Source organism: Streptomyces sp. CB02414 (assembly GCF_001905385.1).
Classification (GTDB): Bacteria; Actinomycetota; Actinomycetes; order Streptomycetales; family Streptomycetaceae; genus Streptomyces.
The window spans coordinates 1-26,347 of record NZ_LIPF01000016.1 but is presented as its reverse complement, the minus strand read 5'-3'; the positions used below and the strand labels follow the sequence as shown (position 1 = coordinate 26,347).

At 69.4% G+C, this 26,347-nt stretch carries 20 protein-coding genes and 2 pseudogenes; 10 read left to right on the top strand and 12 right to left on the bottom strand.

Annotation, left to right across the window (positions count from 1 at the left end; genetic code table 11):
* The first annotated feature begins 9 nt into the window (after nucleotides 1-9).
* Nucleotides 10-336, top strand: a complete 327-nt coding sequence (locus AMK11_RS35370) for a CU044_2847 family protein (protein ID WP_073732237.1) — start codon at nucleotides 10-12, stop codon at nucleotides 334-336.
* Nucleotides 333-4,649 carry an nSTAND1 domain-containing NTPase gene (locus tag AMK11_RS35365; protein ID WP_073732236.1) on the top strand — a complete coding sequence of 1,439 codons (4,317 nt, stop codon included), beginning with the start codon at nucleotides 333-335 and terminating at the stop codon, nucleotides 4,647-4,649. The genes AMK11_RS35370 and AMK11_RS35365 overlap by 4 nt, the downstream gene beginning before the upstream one ends.
* A gap of 20 nt (nucleotides 4,650-4,669) precedes the next feature.
* Here AMK11_RS35365 and AMK11_RS35360 read toward each other — a convergent pair whose 3' ends face one another.
* Nucleotides 4,670-5,023, bottom strand: a complete 354-nt coding sequence (locus AMK11_RS35360) for a DUF6300 family protein (RefSeq protein ID WP_073732235.1) — start codon at nucleotides 5,021-5,023, stop codon at nucleotides 4,670-4,672.
* Nucleotides 5,020-8,622 (bottom strand): DNA polymerase III subunit alpha, encoded by a 3,603-nt coding sequence (dnaE, locus tag AMK11_RS35355; RefSeq protein ID WP_073732234.1) that lies wholly within the window; start codon nucleotides 8,620-8,622, stop codon nucleotides 5,020-5,022. Before dnaE ends, AMK11_RS35360 begins: the two co-directional genes overlap by 4 nt.
* Before the next feature lie 363 nt (nucleotides 8,623-8,985).
* Here dnaE and AMK11_RS37885 point away from each other — a divergent pair, with 363 nt between their 5' ends.
* Entirely contained in the window at nucleotides 8,986-9,429 is a 444-nt protein-coding gene (locus tag AMK11_RS37885) for a hypothetical protein (protein ID WP_073732233.1), read from the top strand.
* A 100-nt stretch (nucleotides 9,430-9,529) separates the two neighbouring features.
* On the opposite strand, the gene AMK11_RS38910 is transcribed toward AMK11_RS37885, so the two are convergent.
* Both AMK11_RS38910 and AMK11_RS39065 read right to left on the bottom strand, forming a co-directional pair.
* Entirely contained in the window at nucleotides 9,530-9,925 is a 396-nt protein-coding gene (locus AMK11_RS38910) for a DUF2690 domain-containing protein (protein WP_241847166.1), read from the bottom strand.
* Between the two features lie 369 nt (nucleotides 9,926-10,294).
* Nucleotides 10,295-10,513, bottom strand: a pseudogene (locus AMK11_RS39065) (helix-turn-helix domain-containing protein); the annotation flags it as partial.
* Nucleotides 10,514-10,752: 239 nt separating this feature from the next.
* On the opposite strand from AMK11_RS39065, the gene AMK11_RS37880 reads away from it, so the two are divergent.
* From AMK11_RS37880 to AMK11_RS35320, 6 genes are all read left to right on the top strand, one after another.
* A complete protein-coding gene (locus AMK11_RS37880; protein WP_143194611.1) occupies nucleotides 10,753-11,001 on the top strand; it encodes a hypothetical protein in 249 nt (82 codons plus the stop codon).
* 32 nt (nucleotides 11,002-11,033) lie between these two features.
* Nucleotides 11,034-13,352 carry a glycoside hydrolase domain-containing protein gene (locus AMK11_RS35340; protein ID WP_073732231.1) on the top strand — a complete coding sequence of 773 codons (2,319 nt, stop codon included), beginning with the start codon at nucleotides 11,034-11,036 and terminating at the stop codon, nucleotides 13,350-13,352.
* Between the two features lie 37 nt (nucleotides 13,353-13,389).
* Nucleotides 13,390-14,103, top strand: a complete 714-nt coding sequence (locus AMK11_RS35335) for a hypothetical protein (protein WP_241847159.1) — start codon at nucleotides 13,390-13,392, stop codon at nucleotides 14,101-14,103.
* Between the two features lie 246 nt (nucleotides 14,104-14,349).
* Nucleotides 14,350-14,637, top strand: a complete 288-nt coding sequence (locus AMK11_RS35330; RefSeq protein WP_073732230.1) for a peptidoglycan-binding domain-containing protein — start codon at nucleotides 14,350-14,352, stop codon at nucleotides 14,635-14,637.
* A gap of 143 nt (nucleotides 14,638-14,780) precedes the next feature.
* Complete coding sequence (locus tag AMK11_RS35325) at nucleotides 14,781-15,287, top strand: hypothetical protein (protein WP_073732229.1); 507 nt, start codon at nucleotides 14,781-14,783, stop codon at nucleotides 15,285-15,287.
* A gap of 569 nt (nucleotides 15,288-15,856) precedes the next feature.
* Nucleotides 15,857-17,140 (top strand): hypothetical protein, encoded by a 1,284-nt coding sequence (locus tag AMK11_RS35320; protein ID WP_079187899.1) that lies wholly within the window; start codon nucleotides 15,857-15,859, stop codon nucleotides 17,138-17,140.
* Between the two features lie 24 nt (nucleotides 17,141-17,164).
* Here the strand turns inward: AMK11_RS35320 and AMK11_RS35315 are convergent.
* From AMK11_RS35315 to AMK11_RS35285, 5 genes and pseudogenes are all read right to left on the bottom strand, one after another.
* Nucleotides 17,165-17,923 (bottom strand): annotated as a pseudogene (locus AMK11_RS35315) (transposase); the annotation flags it as partial.
* A gap of 106 nt (nucleotides 17,924-18,029) precedes the next feature.
* Nucleotides 18,030-18,440, bottom strand: a complete 411-nt coding sequence (locus AMK11_RS35310; RefSeq protein ID WP_073732226.1) for a DUF6069 family protein — start codon at nucleotides 18,438-18,440, stop codon at nucleotides 18,030-18,032.
* A complete protein-coding gene (locus tag AMK11_RS35305; RefSeq protein ID WP_073732225.1) occupies nucleotides 18,437-19,048 on the bottom strand; it encodes a TetR/AcrR family transcriptional regulator in 612 nt (203 codons plus the stop codon). Before AMK11_RS35305 ends, AMK11_RS35310 begins: the two co-directional genes overlap by 4 nt.
* A gap of 1,480 nt (nucleotides 19,049-20,528) precedes the next feature.
* Nucleotides 20,529-21,170, bottom strand: coding sequence for a hypothetical protein (locus AMK11_RS39175; RefSeq protein WP_338012673.1), 642 nt, complete (start codon nucleotides 21,168-21,170; stop codon nucleotides 20,529-20,531).
* Nucleotides 21,171-21,172: 2 nt separating this feature from the next.
* Complete coding sequence (locus AMK11_RS35285; RefSeq protein ID WP_073732223.1) at nucleotides 21,173-21,439, bottom strand: hypothetical protein; 267 nt, start codon at nucleotides 21,437-21,439, stop codon at nucleotides 21,173-21,175.
* A 1,336-nt stretch (nucleotides 21,440-22,775) separates the two neighbouring features.
* On the opposite strand from AMK11_RS35285, the gene AMK11_RS35270 reads away from it, so the two are divergent.
* Complete coding sequence (locus AMK11_RS35270; protein WP_073732220.1) at nucleotides 22,776-23,564, top strand: class I SAM-dependent methyltransferase; 789 nt, start codon at nucleotides 22,776-22,778, stop codon at nucleotides 23,562-23,564.
* A 317-nt stretch (nucleotides 23,565-23,881) separates the two neighbouring features.
* On the opposite strand, the gene AMK11_RS35265 is transcribed toward AMK11_RS35270, so the two are convergent.
* The 3 genes from AMK11_RS35265 to AMK11_RS35255 all read right to left on the bottom strand — a co-directional run bounded on the left by AMK11_RS35265 (nucleotide 23,882) and on the right by AMK11_RS35255 (nucleotide 26,180).
* Nucleotides 23,882-24,763, bottom strand: coding sequence for an alpha/beta fold hydrolase (locus AMK11_RS35265; RefSeq protein WP_073732219.1), 882 nt, complete (start codon nucleotides 24,761-24,763; stop codon nucleotides 23,882-23,884).
* 145 nt (nucleotides 24,764-24,908) lie between these two features.
* Nucleotides 24,909-25,487, bottom strand: a complete 579-nt coding sequence (locus AMK11_RS35260; RefSeq protein ID WP_073732218.1) for a TetR/AcrR family transcriptional regulator — start codon at nucleotides 25,485-25,487, stop codon at nucleotides 24,909-24,911.
* A 279-nt stretch (nucleotides 25,488-25,766) separates the two neighbouring features.
* Nucleotides 25,767-26,180 (bottom strand): hypothetical protein, encoded by a 414-nt coding sequence (locus tag AMK11_RS35255; protein WP_079187898.1) that lies wholly within the window; start codon nucleotides 26,178-26,180, stop codon nucleotides 25,767-25,769.
* Between the last annotated feature and the right edge of the window lie 167 nt (nucleotides 26,181-26,347).

Here is a 26,347-nt window from a genome sequence, read left to right as displayed (position 1 = left end):
GTTGCCGGCGTGTACCTGAGTGTCCCTTTCGAGGACGGCGAGGTCTTCGTCGTCGAGCTGTCCGACGAGCAGGGTTCCGGGGTGATCCGGGCCAGTCGCGGCGACGAGCTCTTCGAGACGTCCGCCGACACGTTCGAGTCGGGCATGGCACGGGTGCAGCGGGTGGCCGCGACCATGCTGGAGCGGCTGGCTGATCTGCCACGCAGCCCCGACCACGTCCGTGCGGAGTTCGGACTCCGGGTGACGGCTGAGGCGGGTCTCGTCGTGGCGAAGGGCTCCGGGGAGGCACACATCAAGCTCGAACTGGAGTGGGGCCGGACCGAGGGCGGTACGTGACACCGGCGGCCGAGCCGGGCATCGCGTGGGAGCGCGGGACGGCCCGTGTGCTGCACGAGGGCCGTCCGGTCGGGGTGGCGTTCCTGATCCCCGGCCAGCTGCTGCTCACGTGCGCCCACGTCGTCGCCTCCACCGCCGGCCTGCCGGAGAGCGAACCGCTGCCGGAACTCCTCCCGGTCACCGTCGACTTCCCCCTGCTGCCCGGGTGCCCCGAGGCCGCCGCCACCGTGCACTTCAGCGTGCCGGTGGCCGGTGACAGCAGCGGTGACGTCGCCGTCCTGCAGCTGACCGGCGAGCCCCCGCCGGGTGCCGTACCGCTGCGGATCGTGGAGGCGGACGACCTGGCGGGGCACCGCTGGCGGGCCTTCGGGTTCCCGAGGTACCCGGGACGCGGCGGCAGCAAGGACGCCGGGATCTGGACCCGCGGCACCGTCGAGGGCCGCGAGGGTACGGGCTGGTGGCAGCTGACCTGCGACGAGGGAACACCGTTCCCGCTGGCCGGCGGCTTCAGCGGAGCGCCGGTGTGGGACGAGGAGTACGGCGGCGTCATCGGCGTCGTCGTCGCCGTCGAGGGGGACCAGCGGCGCCGGACCGGCTACGCGCTCACCGTGGAGTCCCTCACCCGGGAATGGCCCCAGCTGCGCAGAAGACTGCTGGCGGACAGCCCGTACCGGGAACTGCTGCCGTTCACCGAGCACGACCGTGCCGTCTTCCACGGCCGCAGGAACGAAACGCAGCGACTGCTCGAACTCCTGGAGCAGCAGCAAGTACCCCTCCTGCCTGTGCTCGGGCCCTCCGGCGTCGGCAAGTCCTCGCTGGTCGGTGCCGGCCTGCTCGGCAGTCTCGACCACGACCGCTACGTGATCGCCCGCCTCCCGCTGGGGCTGCGCTTGACCGCCGAGGAGTTGCTGGCCTGGGCCCTGGCCTCGGCGGGAGATGTGGACACCATGCGGGCCGACTGGCACGACCGCTGGTCGGCCCTGGCCCGGCAGCTCACCGACGAGCAGGGCATCCGCACCGCCGTGGAGCAGACGCTGGCCCGCCACGGTGGGAGAGCCCGGCTGGTGCTGGTGGCCGACCAGTTCGAAACGCTGCTCACCGACGCGCCCGACACCGCCCGCCGGCTGGACTCCATGCTGGGAGTCCTGACGGACCGCCGTACCGACGGCAGCCGGCGAGCCCAGGCCGTCGTCGTCGTCCGCATCGACTTCCTCCGGCAGATCGAGCAGCTCCCCCACCTTCGTACGGCATGGGACGCCACCTCGGTGGTGGTGCAGCCGATGATGCGGACCCAGCTGGCCGATGTGATCACCGGTCCGCTGGAGGGCCGGGCGGGAATCCGGTTCGCCGACGGTCTGGTCGAGCGGATGCTGCGGGACGCCCCGCCCGGTCCGGCGGCGCTGCCGATGCTGGAGTACGCCCTGAGCCGGCTGTGGGAGCGGCAGGAGCGCGGGTGGTTGACCACCACGGCGTACCAGGAGCTCGGTGGCGTGGAAGGGGCCCTGGCCAAAGGCGCGGAGCAGAGACTGTGGGCCTGGGCGGACAGGACCGAACGGCAGGCGTTGGAGCGGATCTTCATCCAGCTCGTACGCCCCGGCGAGCTGCTGGACGCCGGGGAGCGCGGGCCGGACACCCGCCGGGTCGCCGCCCGCACCGAGTTCTCCGAGGGCGACTGGGCGTTGATCCACCGGCTGGCCAGCACGCGGCTGGTCGTGGTCACGCGCCGTCCGACGGGGAGGGACACCGCCGAACTCGCGCACCAGGCGCTGGTGGAGACGTGGCCGCGGCTGCAGCGCTGGGTCGAGGAGAACCGGGAGTTCCGCAGCTGGCAGGAGGGGCTGCGACGTTCCTTGCAGACGTGGCAGGAGCAGGGCCGCCCGAAAACACTGGTCCTCGGCCGGGAACAGGTCACGGAGGCGCGGCGGTGGGTCGACGAACGCGCCACCGAAGTACCCGTCGAGGAAGCCGAGTTCGTCGAAGCCAGTGTGCAGGTCCAGCAGCGTCGCACCCGTCGACGCCGCTTGATCGTCGCCGGCTTCGCCATGGTCACCGTACTCGCTCTCGTCGCGGTGTCCCTGGCCACCCGCAACGCCCGCGACAGCAGTGAGCAGCGGGCCCTGGCGGCCAGCCGGAGCCTGACGGAGCAGAGTCGTCAGCAGGCCACCGCCGACCCGGCGCTGGCGGCTCGCCTCGCCCTGGCTGCTCAGAGCATCTCCCCGACTCCGCAGACCCGCTCGCATCTCCTGTCCACGGTGTACTCGCCCGTACAGGCCACCCTGACGGGGCATACCGAAGCGGTGGAGTCGGTCGCCTTCAGTCCGGACGGACAAACCCTTGCCACCGGTGGAGACGACGGCACGGCACGGCTGTGGGACGTCGCGGGGCGCCGGCGGATCGCCGCACTCGACAGCCGCAGCCGCCAGGTGCACACGGCGACGTTCAGCCCCGACGGCAGGACCCTCCTCGCCGATCACGACGGGTGGGAAGCAGGCCTGTGGGACGTCCGGACCCGAAAGCTGACCGCAGTCCTGACCGGCGCAGGAGGTCCGGCTCTCTTCAGCCCGGACGGAGACACGATCGCCACTGGAGGCCGTCAGGGAAAGATCCTGCTGTGGGACGCCCGTACTCATCAGCGGATCGACGAACTCCGGGTCCACCGCAGCAACGAGGACGCCTGGCCCTCCCATCTCGCCTTCAGCCCGGACGGCACCACCCTCGCCGTCACCGTCTTCGGCGCCCGCACCAGCAAGAGCGACCAGTCAGAGGTACAGCTCTGGGATGTGCGGGAGGGACGGCGCACGGCCACGCTGGAAGGCCACACGGGGCAGGTGACTTCGCTGGCGTTCAGCCCGGACGGCGAGACGCTGGCCACGGGGGCGAGTGACGCAACGGCGCGCCTGTGGGACGTGCGCCGGCATCGTCCACTGGCCACGCTCCCAGGCCACAGCGACACCGTGTGGGACGTGGCGTTCAGCCCGGACGGCCGAATCCTGGCGAGCGGCAGCCATGACCGTTCCATCTGGCTGTGGGACGTGGAGGAGCGCACGGCCGTGATCGTGCTGAACGGCCATACCGGGGGTGTGAACGCGCTCGAGTTCAGCCCGGACGGCGCGATGCTGGCCAGCGGGTCCACGGACGCCACGGTCCGGTTGTACAACATGCGAGTCGGGCAGCCGCTCGCCGTGATCGCCACGGACGGTTCGACACCACAGACCAGGACCCCGGCTCCTCAGGCCGTCTACAGCCCGGACGGGAAGGTGCTCGCGGTCAGCGACGACACCGGGGCCGTCCGCCTGTACGACGCCCGTACGCGGCGCACGCTGGGCCGGTTGACCGGGTACAGCGGCGGGGTGAACACGCTACGGTTCAGCCCCGACGGCAGTCTCGTCGCCGCGAGCAGCCACGACAGTCCGCTCGTCATGCTGTGGGACGCGCGCACCCACCGCCGCCTCGCCCCGTTCGACGGCCATCGCAGGCCCGTGCAGTCCGTTCACTTCAGCCCGGACGGCCGGACCCTCGCCACCACCAGCTACATCGACGGGACAACCCGTCTGTGGAGCGTACGGACCCGTGAGCAACTGGCTTCGTTCGACGGCGGGGCCCAATGGACGACCTTCAGTCCGGACGGAACGACCCTCGTGACCGGCGGCTTCCAGTCCTCGTCCGTGCACCTGGTGGACGTCCGGACCCGCCGTCGCGTCGGCAGCTTCGACGCGGTCCACAAGAGCATCTACTCCGTCACCTTCAGCCCGGACGGCAGTACTCTGGCGATGGCGAGCGGGGACGGAAAGCTGAGACTGTGGGATTTCGACCGCCGCCGCCTCATCGCGACACTCGCCGGGCACACCGACATGGCGCAGTCGGTTTCCTTCACCCCGGACGGGAAGACCCTCGTCAGCAGCGGCCGGGACGGCGCGGCCATGCTGTGGGACGCGCGCACCCACCGTCGCCTCGCCACCCTCACGGGTCACACCGGCGTGGTCTGGTCGGCCGTCGTCAGCCCGGACGGGAAGACCCTGGCAACGGTCGGCGACGATCGCGCGATACGCCTCTGGGACATCCGGACCCACCGGCAGTTGGCCCTGTACACCGGCCATACCGGTGTCGTGAGCTCGGCCTTCTTCTCCTCGGACGGGCACACCCTCGTCACCAGCAGCTCCGATCTGAGCGTACGGCTGTGGGACACCCGCGCCTTCAACGACCCCGCCACCCTCACGGACCGGGCCTGCGCCATCGCGGGCCGGTCCCTGACCGAACAGGAATGGCACCGTTACGTCCCTGACGGAGTCGCGTACCGCCGGACATGCCCCTGACGGCGACCGCCCGACGTCGGTCATGGCAGCTCGTCGTCGATCCGGTGAGCGCGTTCCTCACTGCGCCATCGGCCCATGTCGACTCCGCGCTGCCGTACCGACTCGACCCAGGCGACCACGTGGCCGCCGAAGTCGGCGACCCGCGAGAGGGGCATGTCCCCGGCGACGGCGAGGAGCGCCAACAGACCGTCCGCCGACGTGTCACCGCTGTCGCAGGCCGGGCATAGGTCCGCTTCCCGGAAGCCGTGGACGGGCCGCCCGGCGTTGTTCGTCCACGCATGACCGAACCGGACAAGGAGCAGAGCCGCGCCTCCGCAGCGGGCGCACGGCGGCACCTCGCCGACCCGGACGGTGATCTCGTCACCGTCGGTCATGCCACACCGTGCCAGGTGTCCTGACCGAAGGAGCCCTTGATGTCGGAGGCGATCGTGGCGGCGTTCACCATCGACTGAAGAACGTAGACCGTGGTCTTCCGAGGGCCGCGTACGAAGAGATGTACGGGGCTTTCGCCGGGGTGGGCGCCCATGATCCGCTTGAGTTCCCTGACCATGGGCTCGTTGACGCGGTGGTGGGGGAAGGCGAGCTGGACCGGCGCCGCACCGCTGCGCTCGGCGGCCGTCACGTCGAGGACCTGGAGTTCCTGGCCGAAGACGCTGATGGCGCCGTCCCGGTCGTTGATGCGCCCCTGGACGGAGATCACGCTGTCCTCCACCAGCGCGCCCAGCACGAGTTGGTAGGTCGCGGGGAAGAAGAGGACCTCGATCGTGCCGTCGCGGTCGGCGAGGTTCACGATGGCCCAGGCGTTGCCCTGCTTGGTCACCTTGTTCTGGACGCTGGTGATGAGGCCGGACAGCCGCACCGTTCCGTCGGTCCGGCCGGAGGCCAGCAGGTCGGGGATGGTGGTGTCCCGGTGGGCGGCGAGGATGTGCTCGGTGCCGTCCAGGGGATGGGCGGAGACGTACATGCCGAGCATCTCGCGCTCGGTGGACAGCAGCTGCTTGCGCGGCCACTCGCCGTCGTCGATCCGCACGTCCAGGCCGAAGCCGGACCCGCCGTCGTCGCCGGTGCCGCCGCCCAGTCCGGCGAAGAGGTCGTCCTGGCCGTGGGCAGCGGCCTTCTTCAGCGGCACGACCGCGTCGATGGCCGTCTCGTGCACGGCGCACAGTCCCCTGCGGGTGTGACCGAGCGAGTCGAAGGCGCCGGCCTTGATGAGCGATTCGACCGCCCGCTTGTTGAGGGCCGGCAGTTCGGCCTTGTCGAGGAAGTCGGCGAAGCTGGTGAACTTCCCCTTCGCCTTCCGCGCCGCGACGACCGTGTCGATGACGTTGTCGCCGACGTTGCGCACCGAACGCAGGCCGAAGCGCACGTCGTCGCCGACGGCCGTGAACTGCGCGACGGACTCGTTGACGTCCGGCGGGAGGACGGTGACGCCGAGCTTGCGGGCGTCGGCCAGGTAGATGCCGGCCTTGTCCTTGTCGTCGCCGACGGACGTCAGCAGCGCCGCCATGTACTCGGCCGGGTAGTTGGCCTTCAGGTACGCGGTCCAGTAGGAGACGAGACCGTAGCCGGCGGTGTGGGACTTGTTGAAGGCGTAGCCGGAGAAGGGGAGCATCACGTCCCAGATGGCCTTGACGGCCTCCTCCGAGTAGCCGTTGGCGGCCATGCCGTCGTGGAACTTCTCCCACTCGGCGGCCAGGACCTCGGGCTTCTTCTTGCCCATCGCGCGGCGCAGCATGTCGGCGCCGCCGAGCGTGTAGCCGGCCAGGGTCCGGGCGATGGCCATGATCTGCTCCTGGAAGATGAGCAGGTGGTGCGTCGAGCCCAGGATCGGGTCCAGGACCTCCTTGAGCTCCGGATGGATCGGTTCGGGCTCCTGCTTGCCGTTCTGCCGCAGCGCGTAGTTCGTGTGCGCGTTGGCCGCCATCGGGCCGGGCCGGTACAGGGCGAGGGCGGCGGCGATGTCCTCGAAGCGGGTCGGCTCCATCAGCTTGAGGAGCGCGCGCATGCCGCCGCCGTCGAGCTGGAACACGCCGAAGGTGTCGCCGCGGCCGAGCAGCTCGAAGGTTTTCCTGTCGTCCAGCGGAATGACGACGGTGTCGCTGTCGCCGTCCATCGGGTCGACGGTGGCGAGCCCGACGCCGCGGTTCTCGCGGATGTTCTGGATGGCGTGGTCGATGACGCCCAGGTTCCGCAGGCCCAGGAAGTCCATCTTGACCAGCCCCATGTTCTCGCAGCTGGGGTAGTCGAAGCCGGTGATCTTCACGCCGTCGGAGGCGCGCATGTGCAGCGGGATGCGGTCGGTGAGCCTGGTCTTGGACAGGATGACGGCGGCCGCGTGCACGCCGGTGCCGCGGGTCAGGCCCTCGACGCCCTTGGCGGTGTCGATGACGGTCCTCACGTCCGGCTCGTTCTCGTACATCGCCCGGATCTCACCGGCCTCGCCGTAGCGCGGGTGCGCGGGGTCGAAGATGCCGTCCAGCGGGATCGACTTGCCCATGATGTCCGGCGGCAGTGCCTTGGTGATCCGCTCACCGTGGCTGAAGGGGTAGCCGAGGATCCGTGACGAGTCCTTGATCGCGTTCTTGGCCTTGATCTTGCCGAACGTGTTCACCATCGCGGTGTACTCGTCGCCGTACTTCTCGGTGACGTACCGGACCATCTTGTCGCGCCGGCGGTCGTCGAAGTCGAGGTCGACGTCGGGCGGGTTGATCCGCTCGGGGTTGAGGAACCGCTCGAAGAGCAGACCGTGCTCCAGGGGACACAGCTCGGTGATGCGGGTCGCGTACGCGACGATCGAGCCGGTCGCCGAACCACGGCCGGGGCCGACCGGGACGCCGTTGTCCCGGGCGTACTTGCAGATGTCCGCGACCACGAGGAAGTACGAGGAGAACCCCATCGGACCGATGACCGACATCTCGGTCTCGAAGCGCTCCAGAACCTCGGCCGGGACGGGATCGCCGTACCGCATGGCGAGTCCGCTCAGGCACTCCCTGCGCAGCCAGGACTCCTGCGTCTCCCCATCCGGGACGTCGGGGAACTGCGGCATCTCGTCGACGTTGTCGAAGACCTCGTCGTACGACCCGACCCGCTCGGCGATCAGCAGCGTGTTGTCGCACGCCTCGGGAAGCTCCGCGAACAGCGCCCGCATCTCGGCCGCCGTCTTCAGGTAGTAGCCGCTGCCGCTGAAGCGCAATCTCTTCTCGTCGGCCTTGTTCTTGCCCACGCCGATGCACAGCAGGTTGTCGTGCGCGTCGGCCTGGCTCTCGTGGATGTAGTGCGCGTCATTGGTGGCCAGAAGCGGCATGCCCAGCTCCTTGGCCAGCCGCAGCAGCCCTTCCCGCACGTCCCGCTCGATGGACAGGCCGTGGTCCATCAGCTCCAGGAAGTAGTTCTCCTTGCCGAAGACGTCCTGGTAGGCGGAGGCGACCTGCCTGGCCTCGTCGTACTGGTTCAGGCGGAGCCGTGTCTGGACGGCGCCGGACGGGCATCCGGTCGTCGCGACGATGCCCTCGGCGTGCTCGGAGATCAGCTCCATGTCCATGCGGGGCGTGTTCGCCGGGAACTGGCCCGTGTACGAGGCTTCCGTGGACAGGTAGAAGAGGTTCCGCAGGCCCCGCGCCCCCGTCGCCCACATCGTCATGTGGGTGAAGCGGCCACCGCCACTGACGTCCTTCGACCCCACGCCGTCGTCCGACACGGCCCGCCGGCCGCCGGGCCCCCAGAACTCCTGCCGCCGGTTCCGGCGCGAGGACGGGGCCACGTACGCCTCGATCCCGATGATCGGCTTGACCGAGCCGAAGCCCTTGGCCACCTGCTGGAACTCGTAGGCGCCGAACATGTTGCCGTGGTCGCTCATGGCCACGGCCGGCATGCCCTGCCGGTCCACCTCGGCGAACATCGGCTTCAGCTTCTGGGCGCCGTCGAGCATCGAGTATTCGGTGTGATTGTGCAGGTGAACAAAGCTGTCGGCCACCAGGCGAGCACCTCCGAGAGCAGCGTCGTGAAGCCGCACCCTAACCCCGAAACAAGATCGACTCGGGTTACTCGGCTGCCGCTCCGACCGCATCAACTGGAGGCGGTCGTGGGGGCCTTGGCCTGTCGACCGAGAAAGGGAATGTCGGCTCGGCGTGTCGCTCAAGACCTGCCGGTGATGATCGCCAGGAGGCGCGGTTACCGGTCGCTCGTGGGCTGCTGAAGGAGAGAGGAGAGAGGAGAGGGCGAAGGCGGATCTGCGGTGGGGGCTGTGCCTGAGGGGGCGGGAGCAGGAAACCGGCGTGGCCGATTTCGCCAGGAGAACCGGGACCGTCCCCGTGGGTGCGGGGAGCGGGACGCAGCAGTGAGGACAGCGGTCACCGATTGCCATGACCGTCGACGACACCGGCCGAAGCCCCCGTCCGAACGCCGGGCCCGGCTGCGCGAACTGCGCACCTGGGACCATTGGCTGTGCCACACCGCCGGGCTGCACGACGACCCCGCGCCCTGCCGGTGCCGGCACCGCTGGACCCTGGAGATGCCCACCGCCCTCTACCTGGGCCGGCCGCGCACCTACGAGAGCCAGAAGACGCCGGAACGCGAGCTCGCCGAGGCCGAGTCGATCAACACGCTGCGCGCCTTCAGACCGCACGTGAAGGCCCTCGCCTGCGGCGGCGGCCACCAGGAGCCGCCCCTGCCCCCGCCGCCGCACCCGGGAGCCGAGGAGAAGCGGAAGCCGTACTTTGCCACCTCCGCCGACGTCACCGCCCCGGCGACGCACCCGGCCGAGGCGGAGGTACAGCGATGACCGCCGAATCGGACCCGCTCGCACCCGCCGCTGTAGCGGGGACGGGTGCTCTCGGCCGGCTGGGCACCGTGTGGCCAGTCCGCGCGCGGGCGGTCACCGGCTACGGCTTGCTCTCGTCGGTGACCGCGGCGGGCAGAGGCGAGGCGCCACCGTGCGGGGTGCAGACCTCCTTGCCCCCGTCCTTGAGGACCACGCAGGCCCGTGCGGCCGCGGGGTAGGGGGCTTCGACCATGGGTGAGTAGGTGTCCCGGTCGTAGGTGATCGAGCGGGCGGCCGAGTGGTTGTGCGGCCCCTCGACCCTCGCCGTGTCCCCGACCTGGCCCTCGGTGATCCTGGCCCACGCGGCTCCGCAGCGGGGGCTGTAGCGCAGTTCCAGGTGGACGCCGTCGACCTTCGCTGCCGCGGCGGTCCACACTCCGATGTGGCATTCCATGCGCTGGGAGTCCTTGTTCCGGCACTCGAAACCGCTGCACTTCGTGAGGCTTCCCTTGGTCATGGGCTCTCCCTGGCTCGCCGGGGCGCCGATGAGCATTCCCGCGAGCAGTCCCACGGCCACCCCCACACCGGTGGTGGCGGCCACGAGAGCGAGGCCCCAGCGCCGCGGCCGGCGGAGCGTCGCGGAGGCGGTGGGATGCTTCGGCGGCTGCCCCCTGGTCGGGGCCGCGTCCGGGGCCACGGAGGTGCCCGTGCTCGGCACCGGTTCGGGATCTGGATCGGGCTCTGGAACGGGATCAGGACCGGTAACCACCGTCGGCGGTGTTCCCGAGGCGTCGGAGCGCTCGACGGAATCGGCGGTCTCCGCAGGCTTGCTGTCCGGCTGCCCGCGCTCGGCGATCTCCAGCAGAAGGAGCAGGCGGTCAGGTTTGACAGAGACCGCCTGGGCGAATTCCCGCACTGCCTGCCGGGGCGGAAGTGCCTTTCCGCTGAGGTAACGCCCCCACGACGACTTGCTGTAGCTCGTCCGGCCGGCGAGCGTGGCCAGGGTCATTCCGCTGCGCCGCCGCAGCAGCCGCAGCTGCTCGGTCAGAAGTTCGGCTTCCCCGGGCGCTCCCCCGGCCCGGGGTCTCCCAGCCTGTCCCGCCACTACTCGTCCTCCCTCGTCTTGTCCCTCTGATGCAGGGCCGGTTGACGCGTCCCGCTTCCCATGATGTCCCACCCGGTCCCACTGCTCTACCGGCGTCGCCGTCCCGAAGCGAGCATGTGATCACCCGCCCCGACAGGAAGACCGCAGACACCTGCCGGGCCGGCCCACTCGATCACCGCGGGGCCGCAGTGTCGGGTACGTGCGTCCATCAACCGGTCCGACCAGGCGAATGGGTATCCATGGCAGCCGAGCTCGTCCTGCGGGCACATGACTTCATCGACGCCTGCAACGCCGACGGCATGCCCACCGTGGCCAAGGAGGGCTTCACCGGGCTGTGGGCACCCTGTACGCCCTCGCCTGCTGCCTCCAGCACGAGCTCGGTCCCACCGTCCTGTCGCACGACTGCGGTCCGGCCGCACAACGTCCGCGTCCGCTTCGGCGCCTCACGCGTCGGTTGTGTCCCGGACGAGAAGCCCATGAGTTTCTGACCAACACCACCCACAGACATACGGAGACAGTAGTGGCAGACGCCAAGGTCCTGGAAGCGCAGAAATGGGTGAACAGCACCTACGGTGACGTGCCCGGTTACAGACGCTGCGCCGAGGACGGGCAGACCGGCTGGAACACCATGTACTCCCTCACCATGGGATTGCAGCACGAACTGGGCATCAGCCCGCTCGTCGCGGCGTTCGGCCCCACCACTCTGTCGCGGCTGACCGCGTACGGTGACATCGGCCCGGGGCACACGAACGCGAACATGGTCAACCTCGTCCAGCACGCCCTGTTCTGCAAGGGCTACTGGGGTGGCAGCGGGAACGGTCAGTACAGCACCGCCACCCTGAACGCCGTCATCAGCCTCACGACGGACATGGGTCTGACCGGCAGTGACGGCACGGTCACTCCGAAGGTGTTCAAAGCACTGCTCACCATGGACGCCTACATCGTCCTGGCAGGCGGTTCCGAGAAAGTCCGCGCCATTCAGCAGTGGCTCAACCGCAACTATCTGGACAGATCGACCTTCTTCATAGGTCCCTGCGACGGCCACTACTCACGCGACGTGCAGAAGGCCCTCATGAAGGCCATCCAGTACACGGTGGGCATCCCCGAGGACCAGGCCAACGGGAACTTCGGTCCCGCCACCCAGGCGGGGCTGAAGGCCAACACCCTGTCGAAGGGTGCCACGGGGACCCTCGTGCGGCTCTTCTCTGCGGCATGCGTCTTCAACGAACCTGTCCCCGCAGGAGATGTGCAATACACAAGTTCCTTCAAGGACACCTACGATTCCGATCTCGCCCTCTTCGTACTAGCTTTTCAGAGATTCTCCATGCTGGAGGATCACGGGGGCGCCGACTACCCAACCTGGGCTCAACTGCTGGTCTCCACGGGGGACCCGGAGCGCCGTGTCGACGCCTGCGACACCCGCTTCACGATCACCGACTCCCGCGCGCGGGCACTGGCCGCAGAAGGCTACAAGTACGTGGGGCGCTACATATACGACCCGCCGGGCAGCACGCTCGACAAGGAGATCCAGCCCGGAGAACTCGACAGCATCTTCAGCAACGGCCTACGCGTCTTCCCGATCTACCAGGACAACGCCCGGGAACTCGGCGACTTCAGCTACAACACCGGGTACCGGCACGCGCTGGAGGCGCATGAACGTGCCGTCGGCTACGGGTTCAACCGGGGCACGGTCATCTACTTCGCCGTCGACTACGACGCAACCGACCCGGAGATCACCTCCCACATCATTCCCTACTTCCAAGGAGTGGCCGGAGGACTGGCCGGGCGGGGAAAGCGCTATGTGCACGGCGTCTACGGGTCCCGCAATGTGTGCGCACGGATCACCGACGCCACCTACGCTCGCTGGTCGTTCGTTTCCGGCATGTCCTGGGGCTTCTCCGGAAACCTCGGTTTCCCCCTGCCGGCCAACTGGTCGTTCAACCAGATCAAGGAGTTCCGCTTCCCCAACGGATCAGACTCCTTCGACCTCGACAACAACGCCCACCGGCCCGGCACGGACTCCGGTCAGGCAAGCGTCAACGAAACCGTCTCCCCGTCCGAGGACTTCATCCAGTACGTCACGGAGGTCTACGAGTGCGCCCTCGCCTACGGCAAGGGAAATCCGAACAGGCTCGTCATGGAATACCTCCGGCACAAGTCGTACGACAACTTCCAGTGGACGGCTCTCATCGGCCCGCCGGACCGGGACTTCATCACCTACGCCAAGGACACGCGCGCCCCCCGCTGGGTGACCAGCTTCGTGGACAGCGCCACAGGCCAGGAGATGGGCATCGAACACCTCATGGCCACCTGCAACGGCCACTTCCAGCACCCGCAGCCCGCCGACGCGCAGCGGGTCAACCACGGTGACATCGCGGGCTGGGGCGGGGACCTCATCACCTTCTACGCGGAGTGGCGACGCGACCGCGACAGCTACGCCTCCGGCTATCAGTACTGCGTGGAGCGGCTGGCGAAGACCGGTATCTCCTCGTCCTTCGGCTACGCGGACCTCCTGGAGGACGCGGACGGCTACCTGATCGCCAAGCGCGTCAATGCCGGTCTCAACATAGCCACCGCGGTCCTGCGCCACTACGAGAGCGGCGGGAACAACGGGCGGTTCCGCGACTACCGCAGTCAGCGCTTCGGGACCGAGGCGAACACCCACGCCCTGGCCCGGGACACGCTCACGACGAACAGCCCCATCATCGCCGCCGGACGGGCCTTGCTCATCCAGAACACCGCGGGTTATGACACGCCCCTGCCCGACTCGCTGCCGGACGACGAGCTCGACGATTTCGTCCAGGGGTTCGTCGATGTCCTCCACGGACTGGCCGGCTGACTGCGCACATCACCCACGACGAGGGGACAGACCACCTGTGAACCAGCACGGGAAACACGGGAAGCCCGCACCGTACGCACTGCTCAAGCGCCGCCAGGTCGTCGGTGGCTTCCTGGCGATCGGCGGGGCAGCCCTGTGGTCCGCCGCCGGAACCGCCGGAACCGCCGGGGCGGCCACAGCCGCCCCGGCGGCCGAGCGCTGGGACAAAGCGGACAGCGTCAACGGCTGGCCGGTCATCGAGCAAGCGCCGGAACACCTGATCGAAGGAGCGGGCGGCACCCGCGTCGCCTGCCGCGGTGGCGACGTCGCCACTGTCCTGCTCCACCTGGCGCGCCGCTACCACTACGAAGTACGCGCGATCGCCCCCGGGGACATCACCGGGCACACGACCGATCGTGTCCTCAGCCGGCGGTACGAGAGCAACTACCTCTCCGGGACGGCCATCACCGTCTTCCCGGCCCTGTACCCCGCAGGGGCGAAGGGCAATGTCTACCCCCAGGACCTCGCCACGATCCGGGACATCCTGGCGGAACTGGAGGGCCTGGTGAAGTGGGGCGGCGACCTCGATCCGGTCAAGGAGTCCCACTTCCAGATCGACGTCGCGCCGCGAGACCCGAAGCTGGCGGACGTCGCCGCCCGGATCAGGGGGTGGGAGTCCCGGCCCGGCGCCGGTGCCGGAGTGGTCCCCGACGTCTTCGCCACCCGGCGGCGTCTACGGGCCAGGGACCTGCGTAACCGGCAGAACCGGTAGCCGTTCGGACGACGTCTCGTCCGGCGCGCCCGCGGGTGATCGCGTCAGAGGCTTTCACGGTGGTCCCAGCCGTCCCACCGTGTCCCGCCGGGATCGAGGTCCCCGCAGGTCAGACCATGAGACGTCCCGAGCACAGGTCACTTGGGCGGCGACCGTTGCGGTCCGTTCGGCACGGCCCGAAGACTGCTTACCGAGCCGCCCGCCGCGGGTGGTTCAGGTCATGGGAGGTCATGGGAGGGAGTACGCATGCAAGCCATGACGAGGGCTCTCGCCACCGTCGCTACCGTCGTCGCGATCGCCGCCGGAAGCCTGGCCGTCGCAGGCACCAGCGTCGCGGCGACTTCGGAGAAGAAGCCCGTGGCGAGCGCGGAGACATCCGCCCCGCTGGCCGTGGTCAACCTCGGCCTGACGACCTCTGAGGCCAAAAGCCTCCAGGGCAAGTTTCTGAGGGCCTGGGGCTACACCGGCGCGATGGACGGGATCGCCGGGCCGGAGACCAGGGCGGCCTTCAGGCGGATGGCCAACGTGACCTGAACTCGGCGCTTGTGCTCGCCCGCAGCAACGCCGGGCAGCCGCCGGTGTGCTTGCACGTCAAACGCGGTGGCTGCCGATGCACCTGTGTCATCCGAGTTCAAGCGCCTGAGAGTACGACGGAATTCTGTCAAAGCAATCGGAGGATGAAGATGCGCAATCGAACAATAGCGTCCCTTGTCGCCGTGGCTTCTGCCGCGGTCGCCGTCACCACCATGACCACCGCGCCGGCAAGCGCCTACAACCCTGACCCGAAAATCATCCAGAACGAATCGCGGCGGACGGTCTACTGCCCGTGTCAATACAATGACGACATCGACGGTACCTATTTCCAGAAGGACGACGGCGGGGTGGGAAGGAAGGTCGTCTTCGGTAACGGTGGTGGTTACGCGTTGGCGAAGGTCGAATTCCACCCGTACGACGAAATACTGTGGATGTACGACGTCGAAAACGACAATGACGGCCTCTACTACAAGGTGTCCTACGAAGGCGACGGTGGAAAGTACGGGGTGTACACGCCCCCGGGCACGTCCAACAGCTGGGACGTCAAGAAGGTGAACCTTGACATCCCGGAGGGCAGGAGCGTGACGATCACGGTGTACGACGACCGTGCAAGGACCGACCACGTCGCCACGATCAAGGCCACTGCCTGACAAGCCGTCCCGATCGGCACGTCGGACAGCCCGCTGCCGCGGACTCGTCGGTGCGGATGATGTCCAGGACGCGTCAGCGTGGGCGAGGTGGCTTCCGCAGCCGGTGCAGCGGAAGAGCATGGCGGTCGCCCCCTCGCCCGGGCTGGTCAGGAAGCGCTCAGGCCGGCCCGAAGCTGGTCGGGTGCTTCGGGATGCGCCGCCGGCTCGGCGTATCCCCGCCGGGTGCGGGGAGGCTGGTCCCACGGACCAGCTTCGCAAAGGACGGGGAATTGCATCGAGTGAGCTGCCGCCAACTTGACATAGCAGGTCAAAGGGCTGGTGTGACCGGCTCGCGGGGTACTCGTGCTGGTCATGGGCGAGATTTTCTCCAACGCGGAGCACGCGCGCCTACGCTGCGGCCGTCGCACGGAGGGATGTCCGCAAGTCCGAGTAGCCGCCGCCCTTACCAGTACGCCCCCGGGAAAGTGATGTCACACCCATCATGACAGGTCAGAGGGTGTTTTCGTAGGAGGAACGGCACAGGTGACCAGCCTTGTTCGGCCCTCTCCGGGGCACCCAGAATCTCCGTTATGAATCACTCGGGGAAAGTCGATCAGGACGACATCGTGCGGGCGCGGAATGTGCTGCTCGCGTCGGGACGCCGCACGCCGCGCGAGGAAGTCGACGCCTACCGGGTACTCGCTCAGGTCAGCCCCGCCTCGTACCTGCCGCTCTTGGCCAGGGCGCTGCAACGGCTGAGTTACGACACCGGCTCCGGCGAAAGGCATGCAGCCTGTCTCGCTCTGCGCGAGGAGGCGGTGGCCGCGGCGCGGTCCATCGATCCGGCCGAAGCTGCCCGCCCGGACGTTCTCTACGAGGCTCTCGACACGTGCCAGAGAGAGCTGTACACCCTGGGCCGACGCGCCGAAGGGCTCGCCATGCGCGCCGAGATGCTGGCCATTGCCCGTGCGCAGGCCGAACTGACCGGCGCCCCCGTCGTCAAAGGGCTGCATGAGTGGGCTGCCGGTCTTTCCGAGGAGGGCCGGTATACCGAGGCTGCCGATGCCATGACCGAGTTGGTCACAGCAATACTGCCCGACGGGGCCGGCGGTGGGGCTCTCGCCTGGTCACTCCTGGAGTGGATCGCCGCTCTCCATGACGCTGGCCGGTCCGGCGAAGCACTCACGGCGTTCGAAACACTCGTCAGCATGGAAGCGGCCGAAGCCGCGAATGACCGCGGCCCAATGGCCTGCCATCTCTACGCGCTCATCGGGTACGCCCAGATGCTCGACACCTACGGCCGGGGCGAGCAGGCGGCCGCCGTGCGGCAAGAGGCACTCGCTTTGCTGACGGAGTTGGCCGATACCGGTGAGCGAAAGTCCTGGAGTGGCTATCAGACGTCGTTCTGGGCGGTGCTGCTGAGCTTCTCCGGCGCCGATAGCGATCGGCCTGCGTCCGATGGACCGCGTCCGCCTTCGGGGGCGGCGCCCATGCAGTGGTCGCCCGATGCCAAGCGGCGCTACTTCGACAGCCGTCATGCCCTCCGTGAAGAGGTGGACACCCTCGCTCCGCGAGCCACCGAGGATCCTGACCAGCACCTGGCCGAACTGGTCCGGCTGCATCGGGTTCTCACCGTCCGCTCCGCCGTCTACTGGGAGAACCGCACTCATCTGTTCGCAGAGCGAGTGCGCTCTCTGTTCGACGACGGAGTGGGCCTGGCCCGCTGGCTGTCTCAGCACGACCCGGCAGACGGAACGCGAACATTGGCCAAGAGCCTGATCGACCGATCGACCTTCCACACCTCCGCCCGCGAGTTCAGGCCCGCCCTCGATGACTTCCGCCAAGCCCTGAGCTACCTGGGGGAGGCCGACTGATACTCCAGCCGTGGTTGTGGATCTTCATGGTGTGGTTGTGCGGCGGCGGTAGTGGCATGTGCGGGCCCGGGCTTGATGCCGGCGGCGCCATAGGGGCCAGTGCAGACGGTGTCCGCGTTGGTTGTCGGGCGGCGTTGTTGGGGGTGGCGAACAGTCGCTGGATCTCGTTGCAGGCGAGTGCGATCAGCCCGTCGGGGACGGGATGATCGCGGTGCTCGCGGGCGCGGACGACGGCGAGGAAGGCATGCGCGAGCATGGCCAGGGTGACCCAGCGCAGCCAGGGGGTGTAGCGGCGGACTTGGTGCTCGTCCAGGCCGGCGAGTCCTTTGCCGGCCTGGAAGGTCTCCTCGATCCTCCAGCGCATCCCGGCGACGCGTACGAGCGTGCCGATCGGCACCGGATGGGGGCTGAGGCAGCGGTAGCAGGCCAGTTCGCCGGTGGTGCGGTTGCGGCGGATGAGCAGCCGGTAGACGCCCGCGACGGCCTCCGGGAGCAGGTCGATGGCGGCCCAGTCGTAGTGGCGCGGCCCTTTCGCGCCGCCTCCGGCGGACATTCGTCTTCGGTGCGGCACGAGACGGCCATGACAGACCCGATCTGGCGCTCGGCCAGCATCTGGGCCAGAGCGGGGTTACCTCCATAGACCTCGTCCCCGGGCACCCGGCCGACCGTATGCCCGGCCTCGCAGAACCGCTCGATCATCGCCGCGGTCAACTGCGTCTTGGTCGCAAAGCGCGTGGTGTCGGGCGCCAGCCCGGCCGCCCGGCATCGCTGAGGGGCCTCGGCCCGGCCCACCAGGTACCGCTCTTCATCTCGATCGTGGTGGGCACTCTGACGGTCATCCCCGGCCGCGCGACGCTCTAGCAGGGCTGCCTCCATCTGGAGCTGGCGGTCACCCCCTGTCGGCACCGGTTCCTGCCCCGGGAGACCTGCCGCCCAGCCCCGTAATCAGCACCGCCGCCACCGCCAGGTGCATCAGAGCGAGAGAGACCCGGGTGCCGCCGTCCATGCCGTCGCCGATGAACGGCAGGAAGGACACGGCCAGTACGGCGCCGGCCACCCCGGTCCAGATGGCGCGGGCACGCCGTACCTCGAACCGCTCCAGGGCGGCCAGCAGTCCCCAGCCGGAGAGCGACGCGAGCAGTGCGACGACCGCCACAGGCACGGCGCCGAGGTCGAGCGTCTGCTCGCCGTCGGCGATCCGCAGCGGGTGTCCCAGTAGCGGGTCCGCGACCAGCCACACCATGACGGGGGCCAGGACGGCCAGAGCCGTAACCCCCAGGCGCCGTCTCCGCGCGCTCACTTGGCGCCCCCCGAGAACGCCCCGTGCAGAAAGACCTCCACCAGCTCCTGCGAGGTCAAGTCGGGCTCGTCCTCCGTACGCGGCTGAGTGAAGAGCAGCCCGAAGAAGAGGGCCGCGATCTGCTCCGGCGGCCGGCGCAGATCGGCCTTCTCGGGCTCCAGCAGCTCCGCGAGGGCCGCGCGGATGCGGGTCGTCGACTCGTCGCGGCCCGCGCCGCGCACCGTGCCGGGGTGCTTGCCGCCCCGATGCCCGAGCGAGCCGAGGATCGCGCCCATCCTGGACATGTGCGCCTGCAGCGCCTCGGCCGCCTCCGCGAGCCGGTCGGGCAGCGGCTGGGATACGTCGATCGCGTCGAGCTCGCGGACCGCGTGCTCGGGGGAGAGCGCCTCCGCAATGCAAGCCTGCAGCAGCTCTTCCTTGTCGGCGAAGACCCGGAAGATCGTGCCCTCGCCGATGCCCGCGGCGCGGGCGATCTTCGCGGTCGTCACCGCGGCGCCGTACTCGGCGATCAGCGGGATCGCGGTCTGGATGATCATTTCGCGGCGCTGCTCCGGTGACATGCCAGGGGCGCGACGGCGGGTGGCCTGGTTCTCCTTAGGTGCTGTCATGACCGCAAGATTGCGGAGTGAGGACTCACTCCGTCAATGAGTGAGTCCTCACTCCGCCCACTTTCCCGCACTCGGCTACTTGTCGATGACAGCCCATCAAGATCCACAACTACGGCTGGAGTACTAACCCGTGCCGCCAACGTCTGCCTCAGAACTACGCACGATGCTTCTCAGGCATCAACCGGGAGGCGTGTTCCGTTTCCGCCGTCGCGGACCGGTCTTGTTACCTTCTCCCGTCGGCACTCGTCATGAGAGCGACGACCGCACAGGGACTCGGTCTGGAGAAGCAGCTCGACTTCCCCGGGCCCGACGGGCGTTTCCTTACCGTCGGGGTTCCCGACAGCCCGGTGCAGATCATCCTGTGGTCCCACGCGCCGGCCGCGGGACAGCCGGGCGGCACGGGCGCGCCCGGTCCGCTGATCCTCGTCCGGACCGTCCTGGCGGACCCGGAGTGGCCGGTGTTGCGGGCGCGCCTCGGAGAGGTCGGGCGTGCGGGGGAGGACCCGGTGGAGGTCCTGTCGGCGGTCGCGGCCCAACGGGAGCTGTCCTCGGCGCAGAGCGTGGGGGAGGTGCTCGCATGGCGCCTGGACGGGTGGCGGAAGCATCGCGGCCCGGGCGCGGCAGCCGCCGACGGTCCGTCGTCCACGCCTACGACTGTGACCGCCGCGGCCGGAGCTGACCGCGCCGGACCGGCTGCTGCGCGAGACGCTGCCGGCGGGACCGGTGCGCGAGGCGATCCTGTCCTCGCCGACGTGACCGGACATCGCGGCGACGATGGCACGGCTGGATGAGCGTGGAGTCGACGTCCGCCGCGTTCTCGCCACCGCGCACGACGAGGGTGTCGGCGTCGACCGGGCAGTGGCGCGGGTCCTGGGAGCGGACGCGGCACCGGCACCGGTCGCCAGCCGGTACGTGATGCTGTCGTCCGGGCCGCTGACAACCGGCTTGGACGTGCCCAGGGATCTCGACCTGTCGGACCGAGCACGAGCGCTACTGCCGGTGGTCCGGGAGGTGTTGCCAGGGCGGGAGCAGGAGGCCGGACTGCTGCTGTCGGCACGCCGTTGGCCACTGGTGGCCGCACGGATGGCGAGGATGGAGCGTGAGGGCGTACCAGTGCGCGAGCGCCTCACGCGTCTGACGAACGACGCCTCGTGGCAGCAGGGGCCGCGTTCCCGGCTCGGTGCTCGGCTGGTGGCCGCGGTGGACGACGCACTGCGCCGAGCACCGGAGGCATGCGGCGCCGGTCCGGGAAGCAGGGTCGACGCCGCGGCCGCCCGATCTCGGTCGACGAGCATGGACCCGACTGAGCGGCAGACGGCGGCCACGGGCCCAGCGTCCGTCGAGCCGGCCGTTGCGACTCGCCCTACGGCGGGGACGAACTCGAAGCCGGTCCGCAACAGGACGCGGTAGCGCTCCTGCTTAAAAGCGGTGAACGAACTCCCCGCCAGTGGAACGCTCAGCCCGTCCCCCGGTGGTGAGGTCACCGCCAAGCAGGCGGGATGGCGCCGAGCTGCTCGAGGACGTCCCAGCCCGTCGGGCGGGCTGCGGGGTCGGTCCACGGGGCTCCGAGACCGACCCAGTAACCGCGGCGGGTACGGATGGCCCGCATCGTCTCCCAGTCTCCGGGGTGCCCCAGGTCGTCGATACCGGACTCGCTGCCGCAGGACGGGCAGACTGTCTCGGTGGGCACGTCGTCACGCCAGAACGACGGCCCGGCCAGACCGCAGATCCGGCACACGGTCTCCGTACCCAGCGACCCGGACACGGCCCGTTCAAGGACGCGCTGCTCCCGGTCGACCGGAGGCGGCGGCGGGGTGCGCCACGACGCGGGGATGCTCATCACCTGCTGGAGCACGTCCCAGTCCCGCGGCTTGCCGCGCGGACACCACCACTGGGCGCCGTGGCCGATCCACCATCCCCGGAAGTCGTGCAGGCCCCGGACACCGTCCCACGAGCCGGGCTCCGCGCCCATGTCACCGATGCCGGACTCGCTGCCGCAGCAGTCACAGATGGCGGAGGTCGGCCAGCCGTCCTCCCAGAAGGTGTCGCCGTCCCAGCCGCACATGCGGCAGAACTCCTCCGGGGGGACCGGCGCGCTCGGTATCGTCCCGTTGTCCGGCATCTTCAGCGCCACTCCTCGGGAATGTTCTGTATCTGTCGCAGGAGATCCCAGTCCTTCGGGCGGCGTTGAGGCTCGGCCCAGGGGGCACCGCGCCCGACCCAGTATCCGCGGAGTTCGCGGACCTGGGTCAGGTTGTCGTCGCCGATTCCCGATTCGGTGCCGCAGCAGTCGCAGATGACGTACAGGGGGAAGCCGTGGGCCCCCCACAGAATCTCGCCGTCGTCGACACCGCAGACGCGGCACGCGGTCTCGTCTCTCTTGTCGGGCATAACCGCGATTCTCCACTCCGCCGCGCCGACGGTCCGCGGCAGGCCGGACGATCCCTCACGCCGCGTGGCAGTTCGCCGGCGACCGGAGCCGCCGCGGAGACGGGCGCGGCCACCGTTGGTCACTCCCACGTCCAGGAAACGATGAGACCTCTCCCAAGGGCTCGTTCCGTCCGTCTGCCCCATACGGGGGTGTTGTCCGTACGGCCGAAGGCAGTGATTCAGACTGCTTGCTCACGGTGGCTGGTCGGCTATTCCGGGACCGAAGAGAGACGGATGGCTCGGGGACAGGCCCGAATCCGCACCGCGGCGGGCGGAGCTTGTGCAGTCCGCGGCGGTGGTGACGGTACGGGGCCGTTCCTTGAGCGGCCGGATCAGGCGCCGGGTCGTCAGGGTGATCGATGCCCAGGCCAGATGCGCTTCGCTGTGCTGGGGAAGGCGTTCGTAGCGCACGTTTCTGCGGGCCCGCATGATCCAGCTGGAAGCTCTTCCGTCCCTTGGGGCGGGTGACGGTGCGCAGGGTCAGGCCGAGGAAGGTGTGGGCCCAGTCGACGAGCTGGCCGCCGTAGGCGGAGTCCGCCCGGACCAGAGTTATCTCTGGGAGTCGAGGATGACGGTGACCGAGCGCGGGTTCTTCCCCTCCCACTCGCGCACGTGCTGGTGCAGCTGGTCACGAAGGTGCGTGACGATCCCGGCCGCGGCCCAGCGCTGGAAGTACGCATAGAGGATGCGCCAGGGAATGCCGAAGTGCCTCGCGAGACGGGTGCTGGCAGCGGCAGTGGAGGCCTACAAGGGCCCGCATGCCTACCTCCCTGGCGGGGGTGGGCGGAGAATCCCCGCCGTGGCCGACCGAGGCGGCCTCGAGGCCTTTGTCAGGTCGGACCATGAGAGGGCGGAGAGCTGTAGTCCGAGCGCACCGCGATGCCCTGCTCGTCCCTCACCAGGGGCAGACCTGACGGGGCCTGCCCAGCGGTCGTGCCGCCGGTGCGGGGGCGGGTCAGGACTTGCCGGCTCCTCCTGCGCGCCGATGTCCTTTGCTGAGGATCTCCGAGAACGGCTCTATGGCAGTGCCTGAAGCACTCCGCAGTGAACGCGCGCTTGCCGACCGCGGACCCCATCGTGGCCGATGAGGCACCGGTGGAGTGGGGACCGCGCCGAGGGCCCGGGGCGGGGCGGCGTGCCGCGGTTTCCCACGAAACCCGGTGGAGTCTCAGCGGCCGGAAGTGGTTGGGTCCTGCTCAGTGCTTCGCTGACACGGCCCGGCACGGTGCGAGGCGCAAGGTCCGAATCGCGGGCGCGGTCCAACCCGCGTGTCGTCGAGTGATGGAGGCTGTTCGCGGTGGCTGGTTACGGGGCGCTTTCCGACGTGTACGAGTGGCTGATCGGGGACGACAGGCTGACTCCCGCCAAGGCAGCCGCGGTCTACTACAGCGATGTCGTGGGCTCTCTGCCACCCAACGCGCGCGTCCTCGACTGCGCGTGTGGAACCGGCCAGCTCGCCGTCGGTCTGGCGAGTGTCGGCCTTGACGTGGTCGCCGCAGACGCCAGCAGTGGGATGGTTCGCCGGACCGAGAAGGCCGCCGACGAGCAGGGTGTCTCGCTTCGAGCCCTCCGGGCGAGCTGGGACGAACTGCCCGACCACCTGGAGGACTCCACGTTCGATCTGGTGTTCTGTGTCGGCAACTCGCTCGGGCACGCTGAGGGCGCAGCCGGGCGCCTGACCGCACTGGAAGCGATGTCGCGGCTGCTGAATCCGGGCGGACGTCTCGTGCTCCACTCACGCAACTGGGAGCTCGTGCGCTCCGCCGGCTCACGGGTAGACGTCCGCGATCGACTCGTCCGCCGCAACGACCGCGATGCGGTCGTCAGCTACTACTGGCAGATCGAGCCGCGTTGGGAGCAGGAACACTTCCTCGAGATCGTGGTCGCCCGGATCGAGCCGGATGGGGCAGTGCGAGCCTCCTCGGAGCGGTTGTCCATCTGGCCCTACCGGTACGAGGACCTCGTGGCGCAGTTGCGGAGCGTTGGGCTCACGGTGCAGTCCACCACCTTCGACCCCGAGAGCGACGGGTACCTGGTGGTCGCCGGCCGCGACCAGGCGCGAGGCACGTCCGAGCCGGCGCGCTGATCTGCCTTTCGTCGTCGTTGCCGACCTGCCGGCTCGCGACCGTCTGCAGCGCTTCGCGAAGTGTGCAGCGCTTGAAGCGGTTGCTGCGGGAGCGGTCCGCACCCTGCATCTGACCTGCTCAAACCGGGGATGTCTCAACCGCCTTCTCTGACTCACCTCACCCTCCCAGACGCAGCGCCCGCGCCATGAGACCGGGGCTGCTCTCGGTCCCCGCTCCGTTCGCCGTCGAACCAAGGTGCCGCAGCAGCCGACCTTCCGATGACCGGACCGATCCGGCCAGGCCGCGTCGGACGGCCGGCATCGCGGCCTGGCCCGCTCTACGAGTTCCGGGCCAGGAACGGCAGGACCACGTCGGCCATCTCGTCGGGTACTTCCTCGGCGAGGTCGTGTCCGGCGTCGAGGACGTGCCCGGTGACGTCGTGGGCCATGAGCCGCATCTGGGACTCGTTGCGGTCGCCGATGAAGGCCGAGCCGCCGAGCGCCAGTACCGGGATGTCCAGTTTCTTCTGTGCGGTCTGCCGGTTCTGTTCGGCGTCGATGAGCATGGCCCGGTAGATGGAGAGCATCGCGCGGATGCCGCCGGGCATGGAGTAGCAGCGCACGTATTCGTCGACCGCGTCGGGGGTGGCGGTGTCGGGGTGGCTGCGCTCGGACTTGATCATGTAGGTGATCAGCTCGCGCTCGTGCCCGGCGATCAGCATCTCGGGTACGTCCGGCTGGAAGTAGAAGCCCAGATGCCACAGGTGCATACCGCTGGAGACGTTCTCGGGGGTGAGGGCGGTGTGGTCCTCGAAGCCGAAGCCGGGGAACAGCGCCTCGGCGAACACGAGAGCGTCGACGTGGTCGCGGTGGCGGGCGGCGAGCTGGTAACCGATCACCGCGCCCCAGTCCTCGCCGATCACGGCGTACGTCTCGTGCCCGAGCTGGGTCATCAGCTCGGCGATGTCGTCGCTCATCGTCGCGGAGTCGTAGCCGTCCGCGGGGCGGGCGGAGTCGCCGAGGCCGCGGAGGTCGGGTGCGACGACGGTGTGATGGGGCGTCAGCTCCGGGACAAGGTGGCGCCAGTGGTAACTGGTCTTGGGCACGCCGTGCAGCAGCACCACGGCGGGGCCGGACCCTGCCGTCCGGTAGTGCAGGCTCGTTCCGTTGACGGCGGCACGGCCGGTGCGCAGGGGTATTGTGGTGTGGTCGTACATCATGACGTGGGTGCTTCCTGTCCTGGGTGGGTCGGTGCGGTCGGTGCTGGGGGCACGTGGTCGTCGTGGCGGGGGCGGGCGCCCCATTTTCTTGATCGCTCGTTACGGATTCGGGGTACGAGAAAGGCCGGGCCGAGGCCGCGGACCCTCAGTCGAGTGCGGTCAGCGCGATGTCCACGAGGGGTTCGAGTGCGGAGGCGTCCGGCGTGATCTTCGAGGAGACCAGCAGCCCGTTGAGGAAGGTGACCAGGAACGCGGCGACCGTGTGCGGGGCGTGCCGCGCCGCGATCTCGCCCCGCTCCGTCGCGGCCCGCAGCACCTCGGTCAACGCCTCCCGGCTCGCGTCCTGCATGTCGCGCACGGTGCGGCGGGTCGCCGCGTCCTGAGGCAGCCGCTCGCAGACGGCGTTGACGGCCAGACAGCCTTGGCCGCCGTGCCCGACGGCTATGCGGATCCGCTCCGTCAGCAGCGTACGGATCGCCGTGCGGGCGTCCGCCCCCTCCTCCAGGCTGCGCAGGGCGGCCGCGGCGAGGGTGGTGCGGTAGTGCTCCAGCGCGGCCCGGTACAGACCGTCCTTGTCGCCGAACGCCGCATACAAGGGCCCCTGTCCGATCCCCAGGTGCTGGGTCAGATCGCGAACCGAGGTCGCTTCATAGCCGCGCCTCCAGAACAGCTCCATCGCGCGGCTCACCGCCGCCTCGGTGACGAACTCCCGGGTCCTTGCCACGGCTCCACCGCAACTTATCTGGATCGCACGCTCAAGAAAGTGTGACAGGGGCTGGCGGTGCGCTGAGCCGCTGGCCGGCCTCGTCCGAGGCAGCGGCAGCCAGGTCACGCGGTTGGTGCAGGCCCCCGGGAGCCGGGACCGTGACGCGGACGCTCGAGCGGCCCGGGCAGTTGAGGTTCGAATGCCTCCACGGGGGAACGCCGGGCCACGTCCTCTGTTCAGCGCCCCGCAGGTGGTGGTACCGGCATCGGTGCGGTTCTCCCAGCGTGGTGGGCACGTCTACCGCTCCCGGGTGGCGAGGAGCGCCCCGGCGGCGGTCGCGGCCTTGCCGGCGGCCTCCCGCACCGCCGCCCAGCCGCCTTCTTCCGTCCCGGGCCCGGCAGCCGCACGCTCAAGGGTCGCCTGTACGTGGCGCAGCAACTCCACGTACGGGGCGAGCCCTTCCGCACCGGGCGGCAGAGGCGGCACGTCCACGGGGCTACCGGCCCCGGGCAGCGGCAGCAGGCTCCGGCCCGCCGCACTCGCCTGCGCGGCGATCACGGCCTGGAGCTCGTCGCCGCCTTCCTCGAAAGCGACCTCGTCCGCCACCTGTTCGGCCACGGCGAAGGCTTCCCAGGCAGCCGCCATGACCTGGACCCGGTCCGTCGCATCCAGGGCCGCGTCCAAGGGCTCCAACCAGTCCGGAAGTGACACACCGTCACTCCCTGTCTCGCTCAGTCAGGCAGCGATCGTCTCACTCGGTGGCGGCGACCGGGGCGCCCTGTGGATAACGCTGAGGGCTGGGTGTTGAGGCGGAGGAACAGGCTCTGCAGGTGGGAGCGGCCGTCTCGGGTGGGAGCGGGGGGGGGGGGGGGGGGGGG

Bases quoted from the DNA above. Each gene is read 5' to 3' on its own strand.
- AMK11_RS35360 (WP_073732235.1), bottom strand. From the start codon at position 5,023: ATGACCGACGGTGACGAGATCACCGTCCGGGTCGGCGAGGTGCCGCCG.
- AMK11_RS38910 (WP_241847166.1), bottom strand. From the start codon at position 9,925: ATGACCAAGGGAAGCCTCACGAAGTGCAGCGGTTTCGAGTGCCGGAAC.
- AMK11_RS37880 (WP_143194611.1), top strand. From the start codon at position 10,753: ATGGCAGCCGAGCTCGTCCTGCGGGCACATGACTTCATCGACGCCTGC.
- AMK11_RS35330 (WP_073732230.1), top strand. From the start codon at position 14,350: ATGCAAGCCATGACGAGGGCTCTCGCCACCGTCGCTACCGTCGTCGCG.
- AMK11_RS35325 (WP_073732229.1), top strand. From the start codon at position 14,781: ATGAAGATGCGCAATCGAACAATAGCGTCCCTTGTCGCCGTGGCTTCT.
- AMK11_RS35320 (WP_079187899.1), top strand. From the start codon at position 15,857: ATGAATCACTCGGGGAAAGTCGATCAGGACGACATCGTGCGGGCGCGG.
- AMK11_RS35305 (WP_073732225.1), bottom strand. From the start codon at position 19,048: ATGACAGCACCTAAGGAGAACCAGGCCACCCGCCGTCGCGCCCCTGGC.
- AMK11_RS39175 (WP_338012673.1), bottom strand. From the start codon at position 21,170: ATGCCGGACAACGGGACGATACCGAGCGCGCCGGTCCCCCCGGAGGAG.
- AMK11_RS35285 (WP_073732223.1), bottom strand. From the start codon at position 21,439: ATGCCCGACAAGAGAGACGAGACCGCGTGCCGCGTCTGCGGTGTCGAC.
- AMK11_RS35265 (WP_073732219.1), bottom strand. From the start codon at position 24,763: ATGATGTACGACCACACCACAATACCCCTGCGCACCGGCCGTGCCGCC.